The following is a 25,098-nucleotide window of genomic DNA, read 5'->3' on the forward strand; positions in this document are numbered from 1 at the left end:
TCGATATATAAGAGCTGATTTAAGCCGTATTCTAGCGCTCAATCAGAAAATGTTACAAAGTCCGTCCGGATTGATTACCGCTCCAGCAAAATCCGCAGCATGCGACGCAGCGGTTCCGCCGCCCCCCACAGCAGCTGGTCGCCGACGGTAAAGGCCGAGAGATACTCCCCGCCCATACCCAGCTTGCGCAGGCGTCCCACCGGGGTGCGCAGCGTTCCGCTGACAGCGGCCGGACTCAGGGCGCGCATGGTGGCCTCGCGCTCGTTGGGCACGACCTGAGCCCACTGGTGCGCCGAGGCCAGCATGTCGTTGATTTCGTCCAGCGGCACATCACGACGCAGCTTGATGGTCAGCGCCTGACTGTGGCAACGCATGGCACCAACGCGCACACACAGACCATCGACGATCACCGGGTCATCGCCGCGGCCGAGAATCTTGTTGGCTTCGGCATGCCCCTTCCACTCTTCCTTCGACTGGCCATTACCCAGATCCTTGTCGATCCAGGGGATCAGGCTGCCGGCCAGCGGCACGCCGAACTGCTGGCAGGGGAAAGCGTCGTCGCGCAGGGTCGCGGTCACCGCCCGGTCAATATCCAGGATGGCGCTGGCCGGATCGGCCAGCTGGGCGGCCACCGCACCGTGCAGGGTGCCCATGCCGGTCAGCAGCTCGCGCATGTGCTGCGCACCGCCGCCCGAAGCAGCCTGATAGGTCATGGCACTGACCCACTGAACCAGATCACGCTGGAACAGGCCGGACAACGACATCAACATCAGCGACACGGTACAGTTTCCGCCAATATAGTTCTTGATGCCCTCGCCCAGGCCGCGATCAATCACATCGCGATTGACCGGATCGAGGATGATGATCGCGTCGTCGGCCATGCGCAGCGACGAGGCGGCATCAATCCAGTAGCCCTTCCAGCCGGCAGCTCGCAGCTTGGGATAGACCTCATTCGTGTAATCCCCCCCCTGGCAAGTCACGATGACATCCATCGCCTGCAGTTCGGCGATGGCATAGGCATCCTTGAGCGGCGGCAGCTCGCGGCCGATGGCCGGTGCCTTGCCGCCGACATTGGAGGTGGTGAAAAACACCGGCTCATCGATATGGGCAAAATCGCGCTCTTCCTGCATGCGCTGCATCAGCACCGAGCCGACCATGCCGCGCCAACCTACAAACCCTACTCTCATCAGATGTCCTTTCAATCTCGCATTCTGTTGTTGTCTGGCGCTCACAGCGCCGCGACGACAGCGTCACCCATGGCACTGCAGCTGACCTTTTCACAGCCCGGCTCATAAATATCCCCGGTACGCAGACCGGCGGCCAACACCTTTTTCACCGCATTCTCCACCCGTTCGGCAGCGTCATTGCGATTGAAGGTGTAGCGCAACATCATGGCCGCCGACAGGATGGTCGCCAGCGGGTTGGCCAGATCGCGTCCGGCGATATCCGGCGCCGAGCCATGACTGGGCTCGTACAGACCCTTGTTGTTCTCGTCCAGCGAGGCGGATGGCAGCATGCCGATCGAGCCGGTCAGCATCGAGGCTTCATCGCTGAGGATGTCGCCGAAGATATTGCCCGTCACCATCACGTCAAACTGCTTCGGGTTGCGCACCAGCTGCATGGCGGCGTTATCCACATACATATGACTGAGTTCGACCTCGGGATACGCCTGGCCGACTTCGATCATGATTTCCTTCCAGAACTCGGTGGTCTCCAGCACATTTGCCTTGTCGACCGAGCACAGCTTGCGGTTGCGCTTCATGGCAATGCCAAAGGCCACATGGGCAATGCGACGCACCTCGCTCTCGCTGTAGCGCATGGTGTTGTAGGCCTCGCGCTCGCCCAGCTCGTTGACCGAAATGCCGCGCGGCTGGCCAAAGTAAATGTCACCCGTCAGCTCGCGCACGATCATGATGTCCAGTCCGGACACCACCTCCGGCTTGAGGGTGGACGCCGAGGCCAGCTCCGGATACAGCACGGCCGGGCGCAGATTGGCAAACAGGTTCAGATCCTTGCGGATGGCCAGCAGGCCACGCTCGGGGCGCAGGGGACGGTCAAGCTTGTCATACTGCGGCCCGCCGACGGCACCGAGCAGCACGGCATCCGCGGCATGCACCAGCTGGCGCGTCGCCTCGGGATAGGGTTCGCCATGGCGGTCATAGGCGGCGCCGCCCAAAACGCCGAATTCGGTTTCCAGCGGCAGACCGTCCGCCCTGAGGACCTCCAGCACGCGGCACGCCTGGGCGATAATTTCCGGGCCGATCCCGTCACCGGGCAATACGGCAATTTTCATGTCGGTCTCCTCGACTTACAGCAACCAGGGCTTGTCGGCCGCGATACGGGTTTCAAAAGCACGGATCTTGTCGGCGTGCTGCAAGGTCAGGCCGATTTCATCCAGCCCGTTGAGCAGGCAATGCTTGCGATGCTCGGTAATCTCGAAGTGATAACTGCGTCCGGCCGGGCTGTTGACCACCTGCTTCTCCAGGTCGATGGTCAACCGGTACCCGGGGTGGGTGGCACACTCCACAAACAGCCGGTCGACCACCTGCGCCGAGAGCACAATCGGCAGCAAGCCGTTCTTGTAGCAGTTATTGAAGAAAATATCCGCGAAGCTCGGGGCGATCACGGCACGGAAACCATAATCCTCCAGCGCCCAGGGCGCATGCTCGCGACTGGAACCGCAACCGAAGTTCTCGCGCGTCAGCAGGATCTGTGCGCCCTGGAATCGCGGCATGTTCAACACGAAATCGTCATTCAACGGGCGGCGGCTATTGTCCATGCCGGGCTCGCCATGATCCAGGTAACGCCATTCGTCGAACAGATTCGGACCGAAACCGGCGCGCTTGATCGACTTGAGAAACTGCTTGGGAATGATCGCGTCGGTATCGACATTGGCGCGATCCAGCGGGCAAACCAGCCCGTCGAGTGTGGTAAAGGCTCGCATGCTGGCTCCTCAGAAGGTACGGATGTCGACGAAATGACCGCTGACCGCGGCGGCAGCGGCCATGGCCGGACTCACCAGATGGGTGCGCCCGCCCTGCCCCTGACGACCCTCGAAGTTGCGGTTGGAGGTCGCGGCACAGCGCTCGCCAGCCTCCAGGCGGTCGGCATTCATCGCCAGACACATCGAGCAGCCCGGTTCACGCCACTCGAAACCGGCATCGATAAATACCTGATGCAGCCCCTCGGCCTCGGCCTGCGCCTTGACCAGCCCGGACCCCGGCACGACCAGCACCTGACGCACGCTGTCGGCCTTCTTGCGGCCACGCACCACGGCAGCGGCCGCTCGCAGATCCTCAATGCGCGAGTTGGTACAGGAACCGATGAACACCTTGTCGACGGCAATCTCGCTGATCGGGGTGTAGGGCGCCAGACCCATGTAGTGCAAGGCACGCTCGATGCTTTCGCGTTTGACCGGGTCACTTTCGCGGGCCGGATCCGGCACCAGACCATCCACACCGATCACCATCTCCGGCGAGGTACCCCAGGTTACCTGTGGCACGATCTCGGCGGCATCCAGCGTCACCACGGCATCGAACACCGCATCGTCGTCGGACACCAGGGTCAGCCAGTCGGCGACAGCCGCCTCCCAGCGGGCGGCATCCGGCGCCAGCGGACGACCCCGGATATAGTCGATGGTCGTCTGATCGACGGCCACCAGGCCAGAACGGGCGCCGGCTTCGATGGCCATATTGCACAGCGTCATGCGACCTTCCATCGACAGAGCGCGCACGGCCGCGCCACCGAACTCAATGGCATAGCCTGTCCCGCCAGCGGTACCGATCTTGCCGATGATCGCCAGTGCCATGTCCTTGGCGGTCACGCCGGCAGGCAATACACCATCGACGCGCACCAGCATGTTCTTGGATTTTTTGGCCACCAGACACTGGGTCGCCAGGACATGCTCGACCTCCGACGTCCCGATGCCATGCGCCAGGGCACCGAATGCGCCATGAGTCGAGGTATGGCTGTCGCCGCACACCACGGTCATGCCCGGCAGCGTTGCGCCCTGCTCCGGCCCGATCACATGCACGATGCCCTGACGGCTGTCGCGGAACGGGAAATAGGCACGCGCACCATATTCACGGATATTGGCATCCAGCGTTTCGACCTGCAGACGCGAAATCGGGTCCTGGATGCCCAGCTCCCAATGATCGGTAGGGGTATTGTGATCGGCAGTAGCGACCACCGACTGAATGCGCCACGGCTGGCGCCCGGCCAGTTTCAGGCCTTCGAAGGCTTGCGGGCTGGTCACCTCGTGCACCAGATGCCGGTCGATGTAAAGCAACACCGTCCCGTCAGCCTCCTGATGCACCACATGACGCGCCCACAGCTTGTCGTACAGGGTTTGTCCGCTCATCTCTGGTTTCTCGACTTTGTCCAAATTTTTAAGTACACCCGCCGGCATGCTTCGACTATCAGAATGGTCGGAATGTTGCACAAACGGGCTATTAACTTTTTGATTTTGACCATTCTTGCATAGCAACATCACCGCTTACAAGCAGCAAAACGCCCGGTTTTTGTCGAAAAAACCGGGCATTGGACAGGGTGTCGGAATTGTTGGACGAAACGTCCAAATGCAGCAGAATGAAGTGGTTAAAAGCGGGCTATCGCGGCGAGGCCCCCACGGTCTGACGCAAACCGAGCAAGGCCACCAGCCCCCCGGCAAGCGCGGCGGCCGCCGAAATACCGAAAACCAGCGGCACCCCGCCGTGTGTCCAGAGTGCGCCGGCCAGCAGCCCGCCAAGACTGCCGCCAATCCCGAAAGACGAGATGATGTACAGCCCCTGACCCTTGGCATGATGCTGCTCTTCGAAATGGCGGTGAATCAGGCCGATTGAAGCCGCATGATGAATGGCAAAGGTTGGCGCATGCAGCAATTGCGCCAGCACGGCCAGCAGCGGATTGCCGATGGCCAGCGCCATGACGCCAAAGCGCACGACTGCCGCCAGCAGGGACAGCAGCATCAGTCGCTCCAGCGGCATGGCACGCATGATGCGCGGCATGAACCAGAACACGCCGATCTCGGCCATGACCCCGACCGCCCACAGCCAGCCAATCAGACTTTTGTCAAAACCGGCCTGCTTCAGGCCAATGGAATAAAAAGTGTAATAAGGCCCGAAGGCAAAAGCCATGAGGAAGGTGCAGGCAAACAGGGCGATCACCGCCGGCCGGCGCAGAGTGCCCCATAGTGAATGCCGACTGCGCACCCGCTGTGGTGCCGCGACCTCGGGCAGACGCCAGGCTGACCACAGCACGGCACACAGCAAGGCGAAGGCCATCCAGGGCAGCGAACTGAGTTTGAGCCAGTCGAGGGCATAACCGGTGGCCACCACCAGGATCAGATAACCGATCGACCCCCAGACCCGTACCCGGCTGTAACGCCCGGGTTCACTGCGCGTCAGATGCGCGGTACTGGCCTCCACCAGCGGCAGAGAGGCCGCCCAGAAAAAGTGCACCCCGGCCAGACACACGAACACCCAGCCAAACGTCTTGTCATGCAGGCAGATCAGCAGAAAACCCAGCGCAGCCAGCAGCGAGGTCACGATGATCAGCGGCCGGCGTTGACCGCGACGGTCGGCCAGCCAGCCCCAGAAGCCCGGAGCAACGATACGCGCCATGGTCGACAGCGCGATCAGCAGTGAAATCTGCCAGGGCGAGAAAGACAGAGAATCGAGGTAGAGCCCCCAGAAGGGGTTGAATACCCCGGCATAGGCAAAGTAGCAGAAATAGAACGTGGCGAAGGGCAGCAGGGAGGTCACTAAAAGCCATCCTTCAGCCGCATGATGTCGCGCCGGGCACGTTTGGTCGGACGCCCTTCTCCATGCGGGAAACTGGCCCGCTCGGCACGCAGCAGCGCAGCCTTCTCTTCGCGGGCGGCCAGCGACTCGGCACGCTCCTCATACAGCAGATGCACCTCCTTGGCCGATTTGCGCTGGGCACTCAGGCCAAGCACGGTGACGTGGTACTCCAGCTGATTCAGTCGCAGGAACAGACGGTCGCCGACATTCACCGTCCGCGAAGGTTTGACGCGATCATCGTTGACCAGCACCCGCCCCAGCTCGATGGCTTCATGCGCCAGCTGGCGGGTCTTGAAAAACCGCGCTGCCCACAGCCATTTATCCAGCCGGGTCTTGCCACTCTCCTCCACCGGCTCGGCAGGTTTGCGACTCATCGTGCCACCACCCATTGTGCACGGACCAGGCCCTCCAGCTCAGCGTCCAGCTCGGCACCAGCGTGGATCGGTCCGACCCCCTCCGGCGTACCGGTATAAATCAAATCGCCTTTTTTCAGACCATATTCCGCCGACAGCCAGCTCACCAGCTCGGCCACGCCGAGCAGCATCATGGCCGTATCCCCACGCTGGCGCACCTCGCCGTTGATGCTGAAGGAAAAGCGCAGACGGCTCGGATCGGCCACACGGCTGGCTGCCACGAAGTCCGACACACAGGCCGAGGCGCGAAAGCCCTTGGCACGGGTCCAGGGATGTCCCTTGGCCTTGAGTTCGCTCTGCACATCACGTGCGGTCAGATCCAGGCCGATGCCATAAGCGGCAATCAGCGACAGCGCCTGCTCGGCCGATACATGATCGGCATCGGCGCCCATCAGCAGCACCAGCTCGCACTCGTGGTGCACATCCTGCGAATAATCCGGCAAGGAGAAGGTCTGCCCCGGCCCCAGCAAGGCCCCCTGCGGCTTCAGAAAAACCAGCGGCATGGCATCGCGGACATTGTTAAGCTCGGCAATATGGGCGGCGTAATTGCGTCCGACACAGAAAATACTGCCTACCTGGGTCGGTTTGCCCTCTACCATGACATGTGCCATGACATCTCCCTTGGAAAATTATGTCTGATTATCTCACTTGCACCCGTGCTTTCAACAGAAAGAAAATGGTGCATTGCGCAACAGACGACGGGCCGAGGAGCGGAAATTTGCGTAAATGAATGTGTGCTAACGTGTAAACGTCATAATTTCTTGTTACAGTCAGTCCATGACGGCGTCAGATTCCAGCGACGCGCCCGGGCAGCGGCCAGGCCGCCAGCCCTCTCGAACACACGCTTGAGGAGTGGATTTTGAGTCAGGATACGACAGTCTCTCTGGATCAGTTTTTCGAGAATCTTACCGCCGCCAACCAACAATGGCTCCAGCAGTTCACCGAGTCATTGTCCGGCGCCGACCAGAACAATCCTTTCGCTGTCTGGCGCCAGGCGTTCAGCGAAAGCAATCCTTTTTTTGCACTGCAAAATAATCTGTACCAGCAACAGATGGGTCTGTGGATGCAGTTTCTCGGCCAGCAACAGGCGGCCGACGCCCCCGAAAGCAAAGATCGCCGTTTCGCCGCGCCGGAATGGAACGAACATCCCTTCTACAGCTATCTCAAGCAGAGCTACCTCACGACCTCCAACTGGATGACCCAGATGGTCGATCAGGCCCAGCTGGAGGGCGACAGCAAGGAACGCCTGTCCTTCATCACCCGCCAGTATCTGGACGCCATGTCGCCCAGCAACTTCATCCTCACCAACCCGGAGGTGATCCGTCATGCCGTCGAGACCAAGGGCGAGAGCCTGGTCGAGGGCATGAAGAACATGATGGCCGATATTGAAAAGGGCCATATTTCGATGTCGGACGAAAGCCGCTTCGAAATCGGCGTCAATATCGCCGCCACCCCGGGCCAGGTGGTGTTCCGCAACGAGCTGATCGAGCTGCTGCAATACACCCCGACCACCGAGCAGGTGTACGAGATGCCGCTGCTGATCGTGCCGCCCTGCATCAACAAGTACTACCTGATGGATCTGCAGCCGGAAAACTCCATGGTGCGCCACTTCGTCGCCCAGGGTTACCGGGTGTTCCTGGTCAGCTGGCGCTCGGCCGAGCCGTCGATGAAGCACTTCACCTGGGACAATTACATCGAAGATGGCGTGCTGGCAGCCGCCGAAGTGGTCAAGAAGATTACCCGCCAGCCGAAGATGAATGCCCTGGGCTTCTGTATCGGTGGCGTGATTCTGGCGACCTCGCTGGCGGTGATGAAGGCCCGTGGCCTGGACTGGGTCAACTCGGCCACCTTCATGACCTCGCTGATCGACCACAGCGAGCCGGGCGAAATCAAGGTGTACATCGACGAGCACATGGTGGAGCAACGCGAAGCCAAGATGGCCCAGGGCGGCATCATCAGCGGCAAGGAAATCGGCCGCACCTTTGCCTCGCTGCGTGCCAACGACCTGGTGTGGAACTACGTGGTCAACAATTATCTGCTCGGCAAGACCCCGGCACCGTTCGACCTGCTCTACTGGAATAACGATGCCGTCGACCTGCCGCTGCCGATGCACACCTTCTTCCTGCGCCAGTTCTACCTCAACAATGCGCTGGTGCAGCCGGGTGGCGTCACCCTGTGCGGCGTGCCGATCGATCTGGGCACCATCGATATTCCGGTCTACATGTTTGCCGCCCGCGAAGACCACATCGTACTGTGGACCTCGGCCAGCGCCGGTCTGAAGTACTTCAGCGGCGCCCCCTCACGCCGCTTCGTGCTGGGGGCGTCCGGTCACATCGCCGGGTCGATCAACCCGGTGACCAAGGACAAGCGCAACTACTGGGTCAACGATGAATTGCCGCTGGATGCCGAGACCTGGTTCGACCACGCAGAAAGCCGTCCCGGCAGCTGGTGGAAGGACTGGGACAGCTGGCTCGCCCCGCAATCCGGCAAGAAGGTCGCGGCGCCCAAGACCCTGGGCAACAAGAGCTTCCCGCCGCTGGAGGCTGCGCCGGGCAGCTATGTCAAGGCCAAGGCCATGCCGACCGCCCTGGCCAACGTTCAGTAACCCGGGGGAGGCCTGCGCCAGGCAGGCCGCCACCCTGCATTTTCATAACAAGAATGTCCGCCTTGTTTGGCACTTGGGGCGCGGCAGTGACAGTGTGGCGGCAAGCGCTGCCTGACTGAGTCGCGGTCCCCATTTCTCAGGAGAAACTCATGCAAGAAGTCGTGATCGTCGCAGCAGGCCGCACTGCCCTCGGTAACTTCGGCGGCTCGCTGGCCAAGATTCCTGCCCATGAACTGGGCGCCACCGTCATCAAGGCATTGCTGGAAAAGACCGGCATCAAGCCGGAACAAGTCTCGGAAGTGATCATGGGTCAGGTTCTGACGGCCGGCTGCGGCCAGAACCCGGCTCGCCAGGCGCTGATCAAGGCCGGACTGCCGGTCGAGATCCCGGCCCTGACCATCAACCAAGTCTGCGGCTCCGGTCTGAAAGTCACCCATCTGGCCGCCCAGGCCATTGCCTGCGGCGACGCCGACATTGTGATTGCCGGCGGCCAGGAAAACATGAGCATCGCCCCGCACCTGCTGCCGGGCTCGCGTGACGGCTTCCGCATGGGGCCGGCCACCCTGGTCGACAGCATGGTCTATGACGCGCTGACCGATGCCTACAACCAGTACCACATGGGCATCACGGCGGAGAACATCGCCGAAAAATATGGCATCAGCCGCGAGGAGCAAGATGCCTTTGCGGTCAGCTCGCAGAACAAGGCCGAAGCAGCCCAGAAGGCCGGGCGCTTTGTCGACGAAATCATTCCGGTGCTGATCCCGCAGCGCAAGGGCGATCCGATTGCCTTCGCCCAGGATGAGTTCATCAAGGCTGGCGCCACGCTGGAAGGTCTGAGCAAGCTGCGCGCCGCCTTCAAGAAGGATGGCACGGTCACCGCCGGCAATGCCTCCGGCATCAACGACGGTGCCGCGGCCGTGATCATGATGAGCGCCGCCCGTGCCGACCAGCTCGGTCTGAAACCGCTGGCCCGCATCAAGGCCTATGCCTCGGCCGGCGTCGAACCGTCGATCATGGGCATGGGCCCGGTACCGGCCACCCAGCGCGTGCTGGCCAAGGCCGGCTGGACGGTGGATGACCTCGATCTGATCGAAGGCAACGAAGCCTTTGCCGCCCAGGCACTGGGCGTCGGTCGTGAACTGAAGTGGGACAATGCCAAGCTGAACGTCAATGGCGGCGCCATTGCCCTGGGCCACCCGGTCGGCGCTTCCGGCTGCCGTATCCTGGTCACCCTGCTGCACGAAATGCAGCGTCGTGATGCCAAGAAGGCCCTGGCGACCCTGTGCATCGGCGGCGGCATGGGGGTGGCGCTGGCGCTGGAACGCGACTGAGTCTGACCCCGGCCTGACCCTGCCCGCCCCCGCCTAGTGCGGGGGCGGCGTTTTTCAGCCCAGCAGTTCGTGCGAACCGACCCGGTCGCCACGGGCCAGTGCCTGGCGCAAAGCCTGATCCATCGCTTGTGCAGCGTTTTCATCCATCAGCTGGATCTCGTCGAGGAGCGGCGCCCCTGTGGCATCGGTCTGGCCTGTATGACCATGCCTTCGCAAAAACCAACGGTCCAGATCCGCCCGCACCCCCTCCCAACTGGCATAGCCACGCCACTCGCCCAGATTGGCATCGAAATAGGCATGCTGGCTGCCATCGCTGACCACCACGGTCAAGTGGCGCCGATCACTGATCAGAGCGGCACGTCGGCCGGACATCTGCTGCAGATGCTGACACAGCCCTTGCGGTGAAATATTGCCGTATCTGGGCAGGGCGTCGGTCAGTTGATTGATTTGCCGATCGGCATACAGTTCAAGCAAGGCACGTCGTCTGAATTCGCGCCGCATCCTGTCATTTTGCCCACGGGCACCAAGCAGGGTCATACGACGAAACAGCTTGTCCAGCAAGTGTGCCCCCGCAGCCGGCTCCGGCGACAGCAGCTTATCGAGCGCATAGAGATAGGTAAAACTTTCACAAAAGCCACGTCCATCCAGTTGAAGTGTCCATAACTGGACACGCTGATAGTGCGGTGAAAACTGGAGGTAGTGTTTCATCTGATTCTGGTTGGCCGGAATCGACTGCTGGAAAAGATCACTACTCCTCTGGCGCAGGCGATGCATGGATTCCTGCAAAAACCCGATACGCGCCGGATCATCCTCATAAACCAGCATTTTGATCAGCTTGTCATACTCTTGCTGCTGTTGAGCCTGCTCGATCAGGGCAAACTGATCATCGCCAAACCCCAGCGAACGCACCTGTTCACGCGCAACCGCCTGCGGCTGCGCTTCCGCCTGGCGGACCCGCGCTACGCCACGCTGATATTCGCTCTCAACCTGAGGCAGATTGCCGCGCAGCTTGGCCAGTTGCGCCAGTTTTTCGTCCACCGCCGCAGCCGCCACCATCGCCGCATGTAACTCTATCTCCGTCGCCGTGCCGAGAGGCTTGGCGTGACTCCAGTCGATGCGCTTCCAGGCCTCATGGACCTGCATCAGGAAAGCCAGATCATTGTCGGACAAAGGCGCCGGCCGGGCCTGCCCGTGCGGGACCACACGCGCCTGGCGCCATTGTTCAAGCCACTTACCGTATAGACCAATAAAGTGCTGTTTGGCCGACTGCTGCAGGCGATCCAATCGATCATACTGCGACACCCAGCCATGCAGGCGACCGGCCTGCTGTACCTGGATCACCTTGTCAGGCAGGTTCAAAAACTCATTATTGATTGGCAACAGGCCATGCCAGTTTTGCAACTGTTGCTTCACCTGAGGGTCGTCGAGCAAGGCCTGCAACTGCTGGCCGGCGCGCTGAAAGCGATGGTCAACATGAATACTGTCCAGCATTTCGTCCCGGCTGCGCAGCGCGGTGAGCGGCGGTGACGTTCGCCGCGCCTGGCGCGCCTCGAGAAATGCCACGGTTTCGGCTTCATCCAGCACATCCAGTTGCGCGACACCCTGCTCATCAAGCCGTAAGCGATAAAAGCCGTCTTTCAGCTCGGCCACCGCCACGGGCTCCCCTGGCAGACGCGGATCCTGCCAGCTTTCCAGTTCATGGTTTTTCAACGTGAGCGCCTGACCTTCCAGCTCCACGCGCACGACATACTCGGTCTGCGAGCGCAGCGGTGGCAGCGCCAGCAAGTCCGGGCCGACATCCTGATGCGTTTGCGGATCGAAGGCACGCAACACCGGCAGCCCCTGGGCATTACGCTCACCGGTCAGGCGCGCCAGCGTTGCGACCCCAGCGCCGGTCTCCACCAGCACCACGTCCGGATCCTCCGCCAGGGTGAGCAACGGACGACGGAAATCGCCATCGGTTTTCTTGACCGCCAGCACCATGCCTTCCGCCACCTGCCAGTAACCGTTCTCGTTCTGCTGCATCACCTGGGAGAGCTTCTTCAGCGTGGCCGGCTTGAGCTGGGTCAGTTGCGGGGGCGGCGTGACCGCCATCACCCGCTTGAGACTCGGCCGCAGGGTCTCCACCAGTTCGGCACTGCTGCGCAAGCCAAGATTGGCAATACTGCGCACGCTGCCCAGACTGGCGGCACCATCCAGCAGGGATTTGGCGGCCATCGCCGGATGCAGATTGGAAGCCAGATCTTCCAGCAGTTCGCCGCCGGCGGCAGCTGCCTGTTGCAAGCCCTGCACCGCATGCTGACGCGCCAGCGTACGCGCCTGATGCCAGCCTTGCCAGCGAGCCGCCGCCGTCATGGTGCGCAAGCCCGTGGTTTTTTGCATTTGCCGTGCCGTCAGGCTGGCGGCTGCGCGCACCAGACTACCCACGGCCCTGGCACCGCTGACCAGCGCCCGCCCCAGGCCATAGGCTTGCGGCACGCTGGTGACCGTATCGACCGCGCACCAGACCGCGTTGTCGACACTGACACGCTGACCGGCCAGCAACTGACGCGCCAGATTGATGCAGTTGCCAAACGGCACCAGGTCCAGCAGCGCCTCCGTCAGCGACGGCAGGTTCATGCTGCGTGCCGCTTGTTGCAGGGCCTGGTCGATCTGCGTCTCGATGCCGCTGAGCCGGAACAGCACATCCCAGCTGTCTTCACCTGCTTTGGGCACCAGCCGCTGCAGCACCATCTGCCGCTGATCGGCGGGCAGGCGGACCAATTGTGCCTCGGTAAAATATGCCGCCAGCGACTCCCCCATCCGATCCGGATCTTCAATCGGGGCAATCCGTGCCAGCTTGTGATTCAGGGCATCGATCTCGCAACGAAAGAACAATGGCCCGCTCAATCCGGCGACCTTGAGAATCACGGCGCGTTGCCCTGCCGCGCTGCCAAACGCCAGCTGCGGCTGCAGGACCTCAACCTCAGCGGCCGCCACCGGACGCCCAAGCTGCTCTTCCAGCGCAATCTTGAGCACCGCTTTCAGCGTGCTGCGATGCTTCCTGGCATAGTCGGCCAGCATGGTCTCGTACTGCGCCCGCACTTCGGACAAGTTGATCGTCACGCGCTCCTGGCTGCCCTTGCGGTACAGCTGCACCTGGCGATAACCGCCCTGCAACAGTTGCAACAGGGTCTGATCCCGGATGGTCTGGAAGGCATGCAGCCGTGGGCCACTGCCCAGTCCGGCAGCAGAAGGATGCTCGACTAAAGCGTGCACCACTTCGCCGGCCTGATAGCCGGATCGCAGGGACAGGTTGTCGCACAGCGCCTCCTCGGTGGGCATGGGTTCTTCCACCATTTGCTGCAGCCGGGTCAGGGCGGCCTGATCCCGCCCCTGTGCACGCGCCGCATTCTCCATGTCTTTCGCATAGTCCTGCAATACCTTCTGCAGCACCGGTGCGGCCTGATCTTCACGGCGCAGCGCCTGCTCCTGCTCGAGGTCAAGACGACCATGGTGCCGGGCATGAGCGAGCGCCAGGGCAATAACCAGTCCCTGCTGCTGCAGACTGGGGCGGGCGCCCTCGCCGGGTGAGGGGGTCGGGGCCGCGTCGTGCGCCGCGACCGGTTCGACAGCGAGGCCATGCGCCAGCTGGCGCATGGCGCGCAAAGCCAGCTGATGGCTGAAATCCAGTGAAGTAAAAGGCCAGCCGGCTTCACGCTCCATCGCCAGCCCGGTACTCAGGGTCAGATGGGTCAGGCTGGCCCAGGGGATTTGGGCCAGCGGCGCTGCCTGGACGGCCGGCACCCGCGCCAGCGGTTCCACCTCGGCCAGCAGGCGCTGGCGGGCAGCGTCGCTGTCCAGCAGCCCGCCAGGCTGCCACAGACCGCGCCGCAATACCGACTGCAACTGACCGCTGTCGATCTGCTGACGCAAGAGGGTGAGTCCCTCTGCAAGGGTCTTGCCGCGCAGGGCACCGGCCAGCGAGCTAAGCAGCGATTGCGGATCCGCGCGAAAACACAACAAGCGGAACACCTGCTGCTCGGCACGGCGCCAGGCCTCGCTTTCTGGCTCGAATCGCAGGTTCTGGACAAGCAAAAAATCCGCGATCAAGCGTTGCCAGGTTTTGGCAGCCACCCGCTCGGCACTCAGCCCGGCATGCTGCTGGCGCACCACGGAAGCCAGATCGGCATACCAGGCCTGCAAGGCAGCGCCCGGATCAGCACTGGGCGTGGGGTGCGAACGCAGCGCCGGATGCTGTTGAATCAGCGCCGCATGGGCCGAACGGATCTGCGCTTCGATCATCGGCTCACTCTGCGCCGCGCTCTGCCAGGGCGGCGGCATCGACACCGCCCGCCCTGCCGGCACAAAATGCCGCGCGTGATCACGCCGCTGGCGGCCAATCTCGACGGCAGCGCCTTCCGGCACCGTCGGCTGCGTCGCCATACCAGCCGCCACCTGCTCGCAGGCCAGATCGACCCGTGAAGTGCAGACCGCCGCCCCGCCCCATACCGGTTCGCCGGCTGGCCGACCGGCGGTGGACTGCGGCGCCTCGGGAAACAGGCTGGCCGGCGGGGGCGGCGGCGTATCCCGCAAGGGCAATGCCGCCGCCCCCGGCAACACACAGCCCTGCAGTACCTTGCCGATGCCTGCACTGACTGCTGCCCCCAGATGGGACAACATGGCCAGGACCGACTCGTGGTCCGTCGTGGTGACGGCACGGGCGGACGCAGCGCCCGATGCCGCGGTGGCGCGGGCCTGCCCGGCATGCATCCCCCCCTGCCCGCCAAACCACGAGCCCCAGCCCAGCAGCATGACCCCTTTCCATGTCAGCCTGTGCCATGCAATGTCGGCTGTCGCATCAAGAGGACGATAGGGCACCGTCAGCTCGTCCACCGAAAAAGACTGGTCGGCCAGCGAACTGAGTGCACGCCGGGCCTGGTTGAACTGCCGGCTCGCCTTGCGGGTTGACTTCCGGCGCCGGGAACGGGTTGCCCCGGGACGGGCGGGGCTCGACAGGGTCGGCTTCGGATCGGCCTCCTGCCGTACCGACGCCGCCTCCGCCGAAGGAGAGGGCCAGACAAGACTTCTGGGGGAGAAGAAGTTAGAACTCAGCATGGTGGCGACTCCGTCGCAATGGAAACCGGCTCATGCTGGTTGCTGCGCCAGGACCCCGACATCGGAAGACTCTGTCATTCGAGCTGCTGACGCAGCATTCCGAATCCCCCCACCCGATCATGATCATCGAGCTGTCGGCATGATTGCCCAAGCAAGGACAGGCATAAAAAAACGGCAAACCGTTGGCACGGCTTGCCGTTTTGTCTCGCCAGATCCGGGGCAGACCCGGACGGCTTACATGGTTTCCAGCACCTCGATGCCCAGCAGGCCGAGGCCAGTGGACAGCGTTCGCGCCGTCCATTCGGCCAGACGCAGACGGCTGTCGCGCACTTCGCCCTCGCTCTTGAGGATCGGGCAGGCTTCATAGAAGCGCGAGAACAGCGTGGCGATATGGTACAGGTAGCTGCTCAGGTGGTGCGGGTAGCAGCCCTCGGCCACCGTCACCAGCACGTCCTCGAACTGCGACAGGGCCACGGCCAGCTGTTTCTCGGCCGGCTCGCTGACGTGGATGCGGGCAGCCTTGTTCCAGTCGCCGGCCTTGCGGAACACGCTCTGGATACGGGTGTAGGCATACTGCAGGTAGGGCGCGGTATTGCCCTCGAACGACAGCATGCTTTCCCAGTTGAAGATGTAGTCGCTCATGCGGCTCTTCGACAGGTCGGCATACTTGACGGCCCCAATGCCCACCACATGGGCGATGCGGCGCTTGTCGTCCTCGGCCAGATCCGGGTTCTTGGCCGACACCATGGTATAGGCACGCTCGATGGACTCGTCCAGCAGATCCACCAGCTTGACGGTGCCACCGGAACGGGTTTTGAACGGCTTGCCGTCCTGCCCCATCATGGTGCCGAAGGCCACGTGCTCCAGACGAACGTCTGCCGGCGCAAAACCGGCCTTGCGGCTGGTCGCGAACAGCTGGGCGAAGTGCAGACTCTGACGGGCATCCACGACGTAGATCAGGCGGTTGCCATGCAGACTGCGCACACGATAGCGGATGGCTCCCAGGTCGGTGGTGGCATACAGATAGGCCCCGTCCTTCTTCTGCACGATGAAGGGATAGGGATTGCCATCGGCATCCTGGAATTCATCCAGGAACACACACTTGGCGCCCTGGTCTTCCTTGAGCACCCCTGCGGCCTCCAGATCCTCCACCACGCGCGGCAGATCCTCGTTGTAGGCCGACTCGCCCATCACGTCGGACGGCTGCAGCTTGAGGCCCAGCTTGTCGTAAACCGACTGACAGTAATCGAGCGACACGGCGACAAATTTCTTCCACAGCGCCAGCACCTGTTCATCCCCGCCCTGCAGCTTGACCACATAGTCACGGGCACGGTTGGCGAACTCCTCGCTTTCGTCGAAACGAACCTTGGCTTTGCGGTAGAACTCTTCCAGGTCGCGCAACTCGGCCGAGGCGGTGCCCTGGTTGTCGGTTTCCACCAGATAGGCGGTCAGCATGCCGAACTGGGTACCCCAGTCGCCGACGTGGTTCTGGCGGATCACCTGATGACCGAGGAACTCCAGTACACGGGTGATCGAGTCGCCGATGATCGAGGAACGCAGGTGACCGACGTGCATTTCCTTGGCCAGATTGGGCGAGGAATAGTCGATGACCACGGTCTGGGGTGCCTGCTGGGCCACACCCAGCTTGGCATCGGCCAGCGCACGTTCGGCCTGCTCACCGATGAATTCGGCGCTCAGGTGGATGTTGATGAAGCCGGGGCCGGCAATTTCGACGCGATCTGCAATTCGTCGCAAGTCCAGAGCGTCGACCACTTTTTGGGCCAGTTCGCGCGGATTGACGCGCATTTGCTTGGCAGCGGCCATCACGCCATTGGCCTGATAATCGCCGAACTCCGGTTTGGAAGCAGGCTGAACGGTCGCCGGCGCATCCGGGGCGCCCACGGCGGCCAGCGCAGCCTGAACCCGCTCGCTGATCAATTGCTGAATCGTCATAGATAGTTTTCCAATCAACACAAAAGCCAAAATGATTTTCGCTTGCGAACGAAAATGCTGTCTTGATTGTAAGCCTACCCCGGCGCCAGCGGCAACGCGATATCCGGTTTTTTACCGGACATTCGTCAAGGATTTGCCTTGCAATAAGAAAGCACGTCCCGCAGGACGTGCTTCAGGGGCTGCCCGTACGGGAATCGTTCAGGCGGATTCGGCGGCAAACGCCATGCGCATTTCCCTCGCCAGTTTGCGCTCGGCGGCACGCATATACCAGTTGACCGCCAGCACCCCGATGGTGACCGAGGTAATGAACAGGGTCGCCAGGGCGTTCATTTCCGGATTCAGGCCCAGGCGTACACGCGAGAACACCACCATCGGCAGCGTGGTCGACCCCGGTCCGGACAGGAAGGCAGTCAGCACCAGATCATCCAGCGACAGCGTAAACGACAGCAACCAGCCGGATACCAGCGCCTGCGAGATCAGCGGCAGCGTGATGGCAAAGAAGATCTTGCCCGGCGTCGCCCCCAGATCCATGGCCGCCTCTTCCAGCGACAGATCCAGTTCCCGCACCCGAGACTGCACGATGATCGCCACATAGGACACGCATAGGGTGGTGTGCCCGATCCAGATCGTCACCAGACCACGCCCGGCGGGCCAGCCGAGAAACTGCCCCATCTGCACAAACAACAGCAGCATGGAAATACCGATGATCACCTCCGGCATCACCAGCGGCGCATTGATCATGGCCGAGAACAGGGTAAACAGGCGGAAACGGCCGAAGCGGGCCAGCACAAAGCCGGCGATGGTCCCGACCACCACCGAGGCGGTTGCTGTCAGCAGGGCGATACGGATGCTGAGCCAGGCCGCCGAGATCAGTTCGTCATCCTCCAGCAGGGCGGCATACCATTTGGTGGAAAAACCCGACCAAACCGTCACCAGCTTGGATTCGTTGAACGAATAGATCACCAGCAGAATGATCGGCAGGTAGAGAAACAGATAGCCGAAACCCAGCACGGTATTGGAGAGGGTCTTGTTGGGTTTGATCATCTCAGGACTCCTCCATTTCCTTGGTCTGGTAATGCTGGAACAGTGCCATCGGCACCAGCAGCAAGACCACCATGGCGCACGTCACGGCTGCCGCCACCGGCCAGTCATTGTTTTCAAAGAACTCGCTCCACATCTGACGACCGATCATCAGGGTATCGGAGCCTCCGAGCAGTTCCGGAATCACGTACTCGCCGACGGCCGGAATGAACACCAGCAGACTGCCGGCAATGATGCCGTTCTTGGACAGCGGCAAGGTGACCTGGAAGAAGGCTTTCCAGGGCTTGGCGCCGAGGTCATAGGCCGCCTCCAGCAACGACAGATCCATTTTCACCAGATGGGCGTAGAGCGGCATGATCATGAACGGCAGGTAGGAATAGACCATGCCGATATAGACCCCCCAGTTGGTGTGGTAGAGCCGCAAGGGCTCATGGATCAGCCCGAGCCAGATGAGGAAATTGTTCAGCAAACCATCATTCTTGAGAATGGCCACCCAGGCATAGACCCGGATCAGGAAGGAAGTCCAGAACGGCAGCATCACCAGCATCATCAGCGTATTGCGCGTCGAGGGTTCCGAGCGGGCAATGTAGTACGCCACCGGATAGCCGATCAGCAGACAGAGAAAGGTCGAGACCAGCGCCATCCGCAGCGAGCTGAGATAGGTGGCGATATACAGATCATCACTCCACAAAAACTGGTAGTGACTGAGATTCAGCGTGATGTGCAGCACACCATCCTTGATCTCGTGCAGCGGCGTGTAAGGCGGAATGCCCATCTGCTGCTGCGAAAAGCTGATGCCGATGACCAGAATGAACGGCACAAAGAAGAACAGGAACAGAAAGGCAAACGGAATCGCGATCACCCCTGTCCGGCCGGAAGGCACGTAACGTGCGAGCAGTCTGCGCAGTTTTTTCATGATGTCAGCACCACCTGGCTGGATTCACCCCAGCTTGCATAGACTTCGTCGTCATAACTGGGCGCATCACCGCCGGCCAGCACCAGGCTGGAGAGGTTGGCCAGGATGATCTTGCCGTTGGCCAGCTGCACGTGGTACAGCGTATAGCTCCCCATATAAGCCAGATCCTTCACCACGCCGCGGGCATAGTTGTACTTCTGCTCCGGCTTTTCTCGCGTGACACGGACGCGCTCTGGCCGGATCGACACCGTGACTTCCATGCCCAGCGGCCCGGTAATGCCATGGTTGATATACAGCCGGGTATCCAGCTCCGGGCATTCGACAAACACATGGTCCGGCTCGTCCTCCACCACCACGCCATCAAACAGGTTGGTGGAGCCGATGAACTCGGCGGTGAATCGACAGTTGGGATATTCGTAGACCTGATTCGGTGTGCCGACCTGGATCACTTCCCCTTCACTCATGACCGCCAGACGCGTGGCCATGGTCATGGCCTCTTCCTGGTCGTGGGTCACCATGATGCAGGTCACGTCGACTTTCTCGATGATGTTGACCAGCTCCAGCTGGGTCTTCTGGCGAATCTTCTTGTCCAGTGCCGACATCGGCTCATCCAGCAGCAACAGTTTCGGCCGCTTCACCAGGCTGCGCGCCAGGGCAACACGCTGTTGCTGGCCGCCCGACAACTGGTGCGGCTTGCGCTTGGCGTATTTCTTCATCTGCACCAGATCAAGGGCATCGTCCACACGCTCCTTGATTTCGTTTTTGGGTACGCCTTCCTGCTTGAGGCCGAACGCCACATTGTCGTGCACACTCATGTGCGGGAACAGGGCGTAGGACTGGAACATCATGTTCACCGGGCGACGGTAGGGCGGAATCCGGCTCAGGTCTTCCCCATCGACCAGAATTTTGCCGGAGGTCGCCGTCTCAAAGCCGGCCAGAATACGCAGCAAGGTTGACTTGCCGCAGCCCGAGCTGCCCAGCAAGGCAAACAGTTCATTCTTCTTGATGGTCAGACTGACCTGATTCAGCGCGACATGCTCGCCGAAGTTTTTCACCACATCGATGATCTGGACAAAATCCTGGCGCTCATTCTTTGCCGCTGCCACGGCCTGGGTGTTCATGCGTTCGTTCATCATGATTTTTGTACTTTGCGTCCGCTACTTGCAAAAAAGCCCGGGGAGATCCCCCGGGCCCCTCAGACTCAGTGCCCGGTCTTGAGCTGTGTCCACAGGCGGTTCTGCAGGCGCAGCACCTCCGGAGGAACCGGCTTGAGCAGGAACAGGGTCTTGATGACTGCCGCCGACGGGTAGATGGTCGGGTCGTTGGCAATCGCCGGGTTCACGTACTTGCGTGCTTCCTTGTTGGCGGTCGGATAGAACACTTCATTGGTGATGGCCGCATTCACCTTCGGATCCTGGATATAGTTGATCCACTGGTTGGCCAGCGCGGCGTTCGGCGCATCCTTCGGAATCACCATCACGTCAAACCATACCGGCGCACCGGCCTTGGGAATGAAGTACTGGATCTGGTACGGCTTCTTGGCCTCGGCGGCACGACGCTTGGCAATGTTCACGTCGCCGGACCAGCCGAACACCATGCACACGTCACCGTTAGCCAGATCATTGATATAGCCGGAGGAGTTGAACTGGGTGATGTACGGGCGAATGCTCTTCAGCAGCTGGAAGGCCGCCTGCTGATCGGCCGGATTGTGGCTGTTCGGATCTTTGTGCAGATAGAACAGTGCGGCAGCAAACACGTCATTGGCCTGATCCAGCACCGAGACGCCACAGCTCTTCAGCTTGGAGACATATTTCGGGTTGAACAGCATGTCCCAGCTGTCCAGCGGGGCATCCTTGCCGAGCAGGGCTTTCACCTTGGTCACGTTGTAGCCCAGACCATCCGTACCCCAGGCCCAGGGCACACCATGGGCATTACCCGGGTCGGCAATGGCGACTTGCGCCATCAGCGCCGGGTCCAGGTATTTCAGATTGGGGATCTTGGCCTTGTCCAGCGGCTGGTAAATGCCGGCCTGGATCTGCTTGGCCATGTAGTTGGAGGTCGGTGCGACCACATCGTAACCAGAGTTCCCGGTCAGCATTTTGGCCTGCAGGGTATCGTCACTGTCATAGACATCGTAACGGACCTTGTTACCGGTCTGCTTCTCAAAACCCGGGATGGTGCTCTTGGCGATGTAGTCCGACCAGTTGTAGACGTTGAGCGTCCCCCCGGCCAGCGCCGCGCCGAAGGGCAGCAGCATCAGCAGAGAGGCCATCACTTTCCTGGAGCTTTTCATCATTTTTGCGGTTTCCTAAGGTTCACCATCAGTTTGCGTCCCGCCGAGGTTGCCACCACGCCGGACCCCTGATTTGCGCCAGTGGCGCCGTACCTGCAAGCCATTCCAAATGGCGTTTATTCTCTAACGGCATACAACATGAGCATTAAAGCAAAAAACATGCTCGGTGAGTCGTTCCATGCGACGAAAAATAACCATTGCGAAGACATTGCCCCGAAATGAGGCAGGCAAACCGGATGCGCCCACAGCATGCACATCGTTCAACCATGTGCCCTGACCCTCCATCCCGCATTTCGGATCACGATTTTGCGCAGAGACACGGCCAAGTGTTTAATGAATCCATACAAAATGACGTCTTTGTCACTACTTTTTAATCATAATTTATTCTGTAGGCAACAATAATTCATACCGCATCGCAACAAAACACTCGTCGCCGGACAAGGGGAACTGATGTTTTGCTGCAACAACCCATAGGGATTTCTGCCACGAAATGAGGCGACGACAGGAGAAATCGACCGTAGCCACTGGCCCGGCGCATTTTCTTGAGGGGATCAGAAGTACTTCGTGTTTCGCTGATACGTGATTCAGCTGAAAAAAAACAAGATATATGCCAACAGCAACACTAGTTGCGATTCAGGATCAGGGTGGAAATCCTGCAACACCCTGGTCGCCCTGCCCGGTCTCGGTCACGGAAATGAACAAAAACGGTGCATGCCAGGCAGGCCATGCACCGTTTCGGATCCTCGGCAACCATCAGAGGAAGCGGGCGATCAGCGCCTTGTCCATGCCGGCCATATCCGGAATACGCACCTTGACCCCATTGCCGGGCGCGACCTGGCAGTCGGCACCATCGCGGGTCATGGTGCTCAGCTCGAACACGCGATTACCCCGCGGGTGAATGATTTCCAGGCGGTCGCCCACGGCGAAACGGTTCTTGACGTCCACCAGCGCCCAACCCTCCGCATCCACCTCCAGCACCTCGCCGACATACTGACTGCGGTGAGCCTGCGAATGACCGGTCAGGTAGTTCTGGTACTCGTGGGTGTGATGGCGCTCCAGGAAGCCATCGGTATAACCACGATTGGCCAGCCCCTCCAGCTCGGACAGCAGGGCCGGATTGAACGGGCGACCGGCCACGGCATCGTCGATGGCCTGGCGATAGACCTGGGCAGTCCGCGCCACGTAGTACAGCGACTTGGTGCGCCCTTCGATCTTGAGCGAATCGACACCGATCTGCACCAGGCGCTCGATGTGCTCGACCGCGCGCAGATCGCGTGAATTCATGATGTAGGTGCCATGCTCGTCTTCGACGATCGGCATCAGCTCGCCCGGGCGGCTGGACTCTTCGATCAGGTAAGTCTTGTCGGCCAGCGGGTGGCGCTCGGCGCCGCCACAGGCAGCGAACTGCTTGTCGGCCTCTTCCTGCTCGCGGCGGAAATCGAACTGGATGCGCTGCACATCGCCGGCATCATCTTCGCGGGTGTCGTGCACCTGATAGTCCCAGCGGCAGGCATTGGTACAGGTGCCCTGATTCGGATCGCGCCGGTTGAAATAGCCCGACAGCAGGCAGCGGCCGGAATAGGCAATGCACAAGGCGCCATGCACGAAGACTTCGATCTCCATGTCCGGGCATTCCTGGCGGATTTCGGCGATTTCGTCCAGCGACAGTTCGCGCGACAGGATGATGCGCGACAGTCCCAGCTTCTGCCAGAACTTCACCCCCATGTAATTGACCGTATTGGCCTGCACCGACAGGTGTACCGGCACCTCCGGCCAGCGCTCGCGCACCATCATGATGAGTCCCGGATCGGCCATGATCAGCGCATCGGGTTTCATGTCGATCACCGGCGCCATGTCGGCCAGATAGGTCCGGATCTTGGCGTTGTGCGGCAGGATGTTGGAGGCCACATAGAATTGCTTGCCACGGGCGTGCGCCTCCTCGATGCCCTGCTGCAGCTCTTCGAGCTTGAAATCGTTGTTGCGTGCACGCAGCGAATAGCGCGGCTGACCGGCATAGACGGCGTCGGCGCCGTAATCGTACGCAGCACGCATTTTGTCGAGGGTGCCCGCAGGCAGAAGCAGTTCGGGAGATTTCATCGGCATTCGATCGGTGGGTGGCAGCCGGTTCGGCTTTATCAACAAATGACAACAGGCTCCCGAGGGAGCCCGATCAGTGCGCGGCGCATTATGCGCGTCCCGGGGAGTCGGCGTCAAGCGCCACCCCGGTACAAACAGACATTAAACCCCTGTTTTAAAACCACTTATTGACCATGGTTATCAGACTTCGCTCCCCTCCCCGCTGCAGACGCGCTCTCCCGGCTCACCGGCAGGGGTCTCCGGCGCCGGCCGGGCCGGGGCAATGCCCAGCACCCCGAGCAGACGACCGGCGGCAGCTTGCAGGCGCAGCTGCGACATGACCAGATCGGTCTCGCCATCGATCAGGGCCGAACGCGAACGGAAAAACTCATTTTCACTGTCCAGCACGTCCAGCAGCGAGCGTTTGCTGATCTCGAACTGATCCCAGTAGGCATCGCGCACTTTCTCGCTGGCCAGCGCGTGCTGGCGCAGGAAACTGAGCTTGCGCTGCAGTTTGTCGAGCTCGGTCTGTGCCATCTGTACCTGCTGTCTGACCTCGCGGCAGGACTTGTCCTGCTGGGCCAGCGCCGCATTCAGATCTTCGGCGGCGCGCTGCAGCTGCGCCTTGTCCGCGCCCCCCCGCGACAGATTCAGCACCGTGCTCAGTTCGATGATGGCGCGGGAACGGTCGCGCCCGACCGGCCCGGCATTGAGCCGCCCCCACTCCTGACGCGCGCGGGCATCCACTCGCGGCAAAAAGGCACCGCGCCGCACCTGAACTTGCTGCCTGGCGGCCTGTACTGCCGCCAGGGCGGCACGAACCGCCGGGGTATCTCCCGGCTGAATCGCCCTATCCTCTGGCGCCTTCGGTGCGCGATAGGGCTGCAGCCTCGCCGGCGGCGCCTCGCCGACAATGCGGGCATAGCGGGCGGACACATCGGCCAGATTGGCCTCGACCGTCAACAAATTGGCTTCCGCCAGCGCCAGACGCCCGCCGGCCTGCTCCAGGTCGACGCCGGCGGCCACCGCCACCCCGCTGTCGGGACGCACCTTGCTGCGGATTTTCTGGTAGATGCGGCGGTGGCTGTCATGGTTGGTGCGGGCCGCTTGCAGCAGCTCGCGCTGGCGCATCACATCCAGATAGGCCCTGACGGCCTCCAGCGCCTGCTGCTCGCTGACATCGAGCAACTGATAATAGCGGGCGGTTTTGGCATGATCTTGTTGACGCAGCGAATAGACGGTCTGAAAACCCGAGAACAGATTCTGCGTGAGGTTCAGGCTCCAGGCCCAGCGCTCCGACTGGCGCTGCATCCGTGTCGGGCCATCTCCCGTCGACTGCTCCCGGCCGCTGACATGGCTCAGCTCGGCCTGTGGAAAGAATCCGGCGCGAGCCAGCGCGACATCGGCCTCCGCCCCCAGGTACTGATGCAGCTTGATGCGGACTTCCGGGCTGTTGCCCATTGCACGGGCGGCCACCTCCGGCAGCGACAGGCTGGCGCTGGCCGGCGGCGTCACCAGCAGGGAAAACACGCACAGAGAAGAAGCGGCATGACAGATTTTCAATCTCGGACC

At 61.5% G+C, this 25,098-nt stretch carries 17 protein-coding genes; 2 read left to right on the top strand and 15 right to left on the bottom strand.

Annotation, left to right across the window (positions count from 1 at the left end; genetic code table 11):
* Positions 1 to 74 precede the first annotated feature (74 nt).
* From asd to JNO51_RS10655, 7 genes are all read right to left on the bottom strand, one after another.
* Positions 75 to 1,187 carry an aspartate-semialdehyde dehydrogenase gene (asd, locus tag JNO51_RS10625; RefSeq protein WP_215776866.1) on the bottom strand — a complete coding sequence of 371 codons (1,113 nt, stop codon included), beginning with the start codon at positions 1,185 to 1,187 and terminating at the stop codon, positions 75 to 77.
* A gap of 41 nt (positions 1,188 to 1,228) precedes the next feature.
* Complete coding sequence (leuB, locus tag JNO51_RS10630) at positions 1,229 to 2,293, bottom strand: 3-isopropylmalate dehydrogenase (RefSeq protein WP_215776869.1); 1,065 nt, start codon at positions 2,291 to 2,293, stop codon at positions 1,229 to 1,231.
* A 15-nt stretch (positions 2,294 to 2,308) separates the two neighbouring features.
* Complete coding sequence (gene leuD / locus JNO51_RS10635) at positions 2,309 to 2,944, bottom strand: 3-isopropylmalate dehydratase small subunit (RefSeq protein WP_215776871.1); 636 nt, start codon at positions 2,942 to 2,944, stop codon at positions 2,309 to 2,311.
* A 9-nt stretch (positions 2,945 to 2,953) separates the two neighbouring features.
* A complete protein-coding gene (gene leuC, locus JNO51_RS10640) occupies positions 2,954 to 4,360 on the bottom strand; it encodes a 3-isopropylmalate dehydratase large subunit (protein ID WP_215776874.1) in 1,407 nt (468 codons plus the stop codon).
* 247 nt (positions 4,361 to 4,607) lie between these two features.
* Positions 4,608 to 5,762 (bottom strand): MFS transporter, encoded by a 1,155-nt coding sequence (locus JNO51_RS10645; RefSeq protein ID WP_215776876.1) that lies wholly within the window; start codon positions 5,760 to 5,762, stop codon positions 4,608 to 4,610.
* Positions 5,762 to 6,175, bottom strand: a complete 414-nt coding sequence (locus tag JNO51_RS10650) for an RNA-binding S4 domain-containing protein (protein ID WP_215776877.1) — start codon at positions 6,173 to 6,175, stop codon at positions 5,762 to 5,764. The genes JNO51_RS10645 and JNO51_RS10650 overlap by 1 nt, the downstream gene beginning before the upstream one ends.
* Complete coding sequence (locus JNO51_RS10655) at positions 6,172 to 6,825, bottom strand: fumarylacetoacetate hydrolase family protein (protein WP_215776878.1); 654 nt, start codon at positions 6,823 to 6,825, stop codon at positions 6,172 to 6,174. The genes JNO51_RS10650 and JNO51_RS10655 overlap by 4 nt, the downstream gene beginning before the upstream one ends.
* Before the next feature lie 248 nt (positions 6,826 to 7,073).
* Here JNO51_RS10655 and JNO51_RS10660 point away from each other — a divergent pair, with 248 nt between their 5' ends.
* Positions 7,074 to 8,819: an alpha/beta hydrolase gene (locus tag JNO51_RS10660; RefSeq protein ID WP_215776879.1), complete on the top strand. Its 1,746-nt coding sequence runs from the start codon at positions 7,074 to 7,076 to the stop codon at positions 8,817 to 8,819.
* A gap of 149 nt (positions 8,820 to 8,968) precedes the next feature.
* On the top strand, positions 8,969 to 10,150 hold the full coding sequence (locus JNO51_RS10665; RefSeq protein WP_215776880.1) for an acetyl-CoA C-acetyltransferase: 1,182 nt from the start codon (positions 8,969 to 8,971) through the stop codon (positions 10,148 to 10,150).
* 54 nt (positions 10,151 to 10,204) lie between these two features.
* On the opposite strand, the gene JNO51_RS10670 is transcribed toward JNO51_RS10665, so the two are convergent.
* From JNO51_RS10670 to JNO51_RS10705, 8 genes are all read right to left on the bottom strand, one after another.
* Positions 10,205 to 15,247 (bottom strand): hypothetical protein, encoded by a 5,043-nt coding sequence (locus JNO51_RS10670; RefSeq protein WP_215776881.1) that lies wholly within the window; start codon positions 15,245 to 15,247, stop codon positions 10,205 to 10,207.
* A gap of 234 nt (positions 15,248 to 15,481) precedes the next feature.
* Positions 15,482 to 17,200 carry an arginine--tRNA ligase gene (gene argS / locus JNO51_RS10675; protein WP_215776882.1) on the bottom strand — a complete coding sequence of 573 codons (1,719 nt, stop codon included), beginning with the start codon at positions 17,198 to 17,200 and terminating at the stop codon, positions 15,482 to 15,484.
* A 198-nt stretch (positions 17,201 to 17,398) separates the two neighbouring features.
* Positions 17,399 to 18,244 (bottom strand): ABC transporter permease subunit, encoded by an 846-nt coding sequence (locus tag JNO51_RS10680; RefSeq protein WP_215776883.1) that lies wholly within the window; start codon positions 18,242 to 18,244, stop codon positions 17,399 to 17,401.
* Between the two features lies 1 nt (position 18,245).
* Complete coding sequence (locus JNO51_RS10685; protein ID WP_215776885.1) at positions 18,246 to 19,157, bottom strand: ABC transporter permease subunit; 912 nt, start codon at positions 19,155 to 19,157, stop codon at positions 18,246 to 18,248.
* Positions 19,154 to 20,293, bottom strand: coding sequence for an ABC transporter ATP-binding protein (locus tag JNO51_RS10690; RefSeq protein ID WP_371822831.1), 1,140 nt, complete (start codon positions 20,291 to 20,293; stop codon positions 19,154 to 19,156). Before JNO51_RS10690 ends, JNO51_RS10685 begins: the two co-directional genes overlap by 4 nt.
* Before the next feature lie 65 nt (positions 20,294 to 20,358).
* Positions 20,359 to 21,453, bottom strand: coding sequence for a polyamine ABC transporter substrate-binding protein (locus JNO51_RS10695; RefSeq protein ID WP_215776886.1), 1,095 nt, complete (start codon positions 21,451 to 21,453; stop codon positions 20,359 to 20,361).
* A gap of 750 nt (positions 21,454 to 22,203) precedes the next feature.
* The gene (yegQ, locus tag JNO51_RS10700; RefSeq protein WP_215776887.1) at positions 22,204 to 23,547 is read right to left on the bottom strand and encodes a tRNA 5-hydroxyuridine modification protein YegQ; all 1,344 of its coding nucleotides are present in this window, start codon (positions 23,545 to 23,547) and stop codon (positions 22,204 to 22,206) included.
* Positions 23,548 to 23,727: 180 nt separating this feature from the next.
* Positions 23,728 to 25,089 (bottom strand): TolC family protein, encoded by a 1,362-nt coding sequence (locus tag JNO51_RS10705; RefSeq protein WP_215776888.1) that lies wholly within the window; start codon positions 25,087 to 25,089, stop codon positions 23,728 to 23,730.
* Positions 25,090 to 25,098 lie beyond the last annotated feature (9 nt).

This window comes from Paludibacterium sp. B53371 (assembly GCF_018802765.1).
Taxonomy (GTDB): domain Bacteria; phylum Pseudomonadota; class Gammaproteobacteria; order Burkholderiales; family Chromobacteriaceae; genus Paludibacterium.

Coding starts and splice junctions, on each gene's coding strand:
- asd (WP_215776866.1), bottom strand. CDS start 1,187: ATGAGAGTAGGGTTTGTAGGTTGGCGCGGCATGGTCGGCTCGGTGCTG.
- leuB (WP_215776869.1), bottom strand. CDS start 2,293: ATGAAAATTGCCGTATTGCCCGGTGACGGGATCGGCCCGGAAATTATC.
- leuD (WP_215776871.1), bottom strand. CDS start 2,944: ATGCGAGCCTTTACCACACTCGACGGGCTGGTTTGCCCGCTGGATCGC.
- leuC (WP_215776874.1), bottom strand. CDS start 4,360: ATGAGCGGACAAACCCTGTACGACAAGCTGTGGGCGCGTCATGTGGTG.
- JNO51_RS10650 (WP_215776877.1), bottom strand. CDS start 6,175: ATGAGTCGCAAACCTGCCGAGCCGGTGGAGGAGAGTGGCAAGACCCGG.
- JNO51_RS10655 (WP_215776878.1), bottom strand. CDS start 6,825: ATGGCACATGTCATGGTAGAGGGCAAACCGACCCAGGTAGGCAGTATT.
- JNO51_RS10665 (WP_215776880.1), top strand. CDS start 8,969: ATGCAAGAAGTCGTGATCGTCGCAGCAGGCCGCACTGCCCTCGGTAAC.
- JNO51_RS10670 (WP_215776881.1), bottom strand. CDS start 15,247: ATGCTGAGTTCTAACTTCTTCTCCCCCAGAAGTCTTGTCTGGCCCTCT.
- argS (WP_215776882.1), bottom strand. CDS start 17,200: ATGACGATTCAGCAATTGATCAGCGAGCGGGTTCAGGCTGCGCTGGCC.
- JNO51_RS10680 (WP_215776883.1), bottom strand. CDS start 18,244: ATGATCAAACCCAACAAGACCCTCTCCAATACCGTGCTGGGTTTCGGC.
- JNO51_RS10685 (WP_215776885.1), bottom strand. CDS start 19,157: ATGAAAAAACTGCGCAGACTGCTCGCACGTTACGTGCCTTCCGGCCGG.
- JNO51_RS10690 (WP_371822831.1), bottom strand. CDS start 20,293: ATGATGAACGAACGCATGAACACCCAGGCCGTGGCAGCGGCAAAGAAT.
- JNO51_RS10695 (WP_215776886.1), bottom strand. CDS start 21,453: ATGATGAAAAGCTCCAGGAAAGTGATGGCCTCTCTGCTGATGCTGCTG.
- yegQ (WP_215776887.1), bottom strand. CDS start 23,547: ATGAAATCTCCCGAACTGCTTCTGCCTGCGGGCACCCTCGACAAAATG.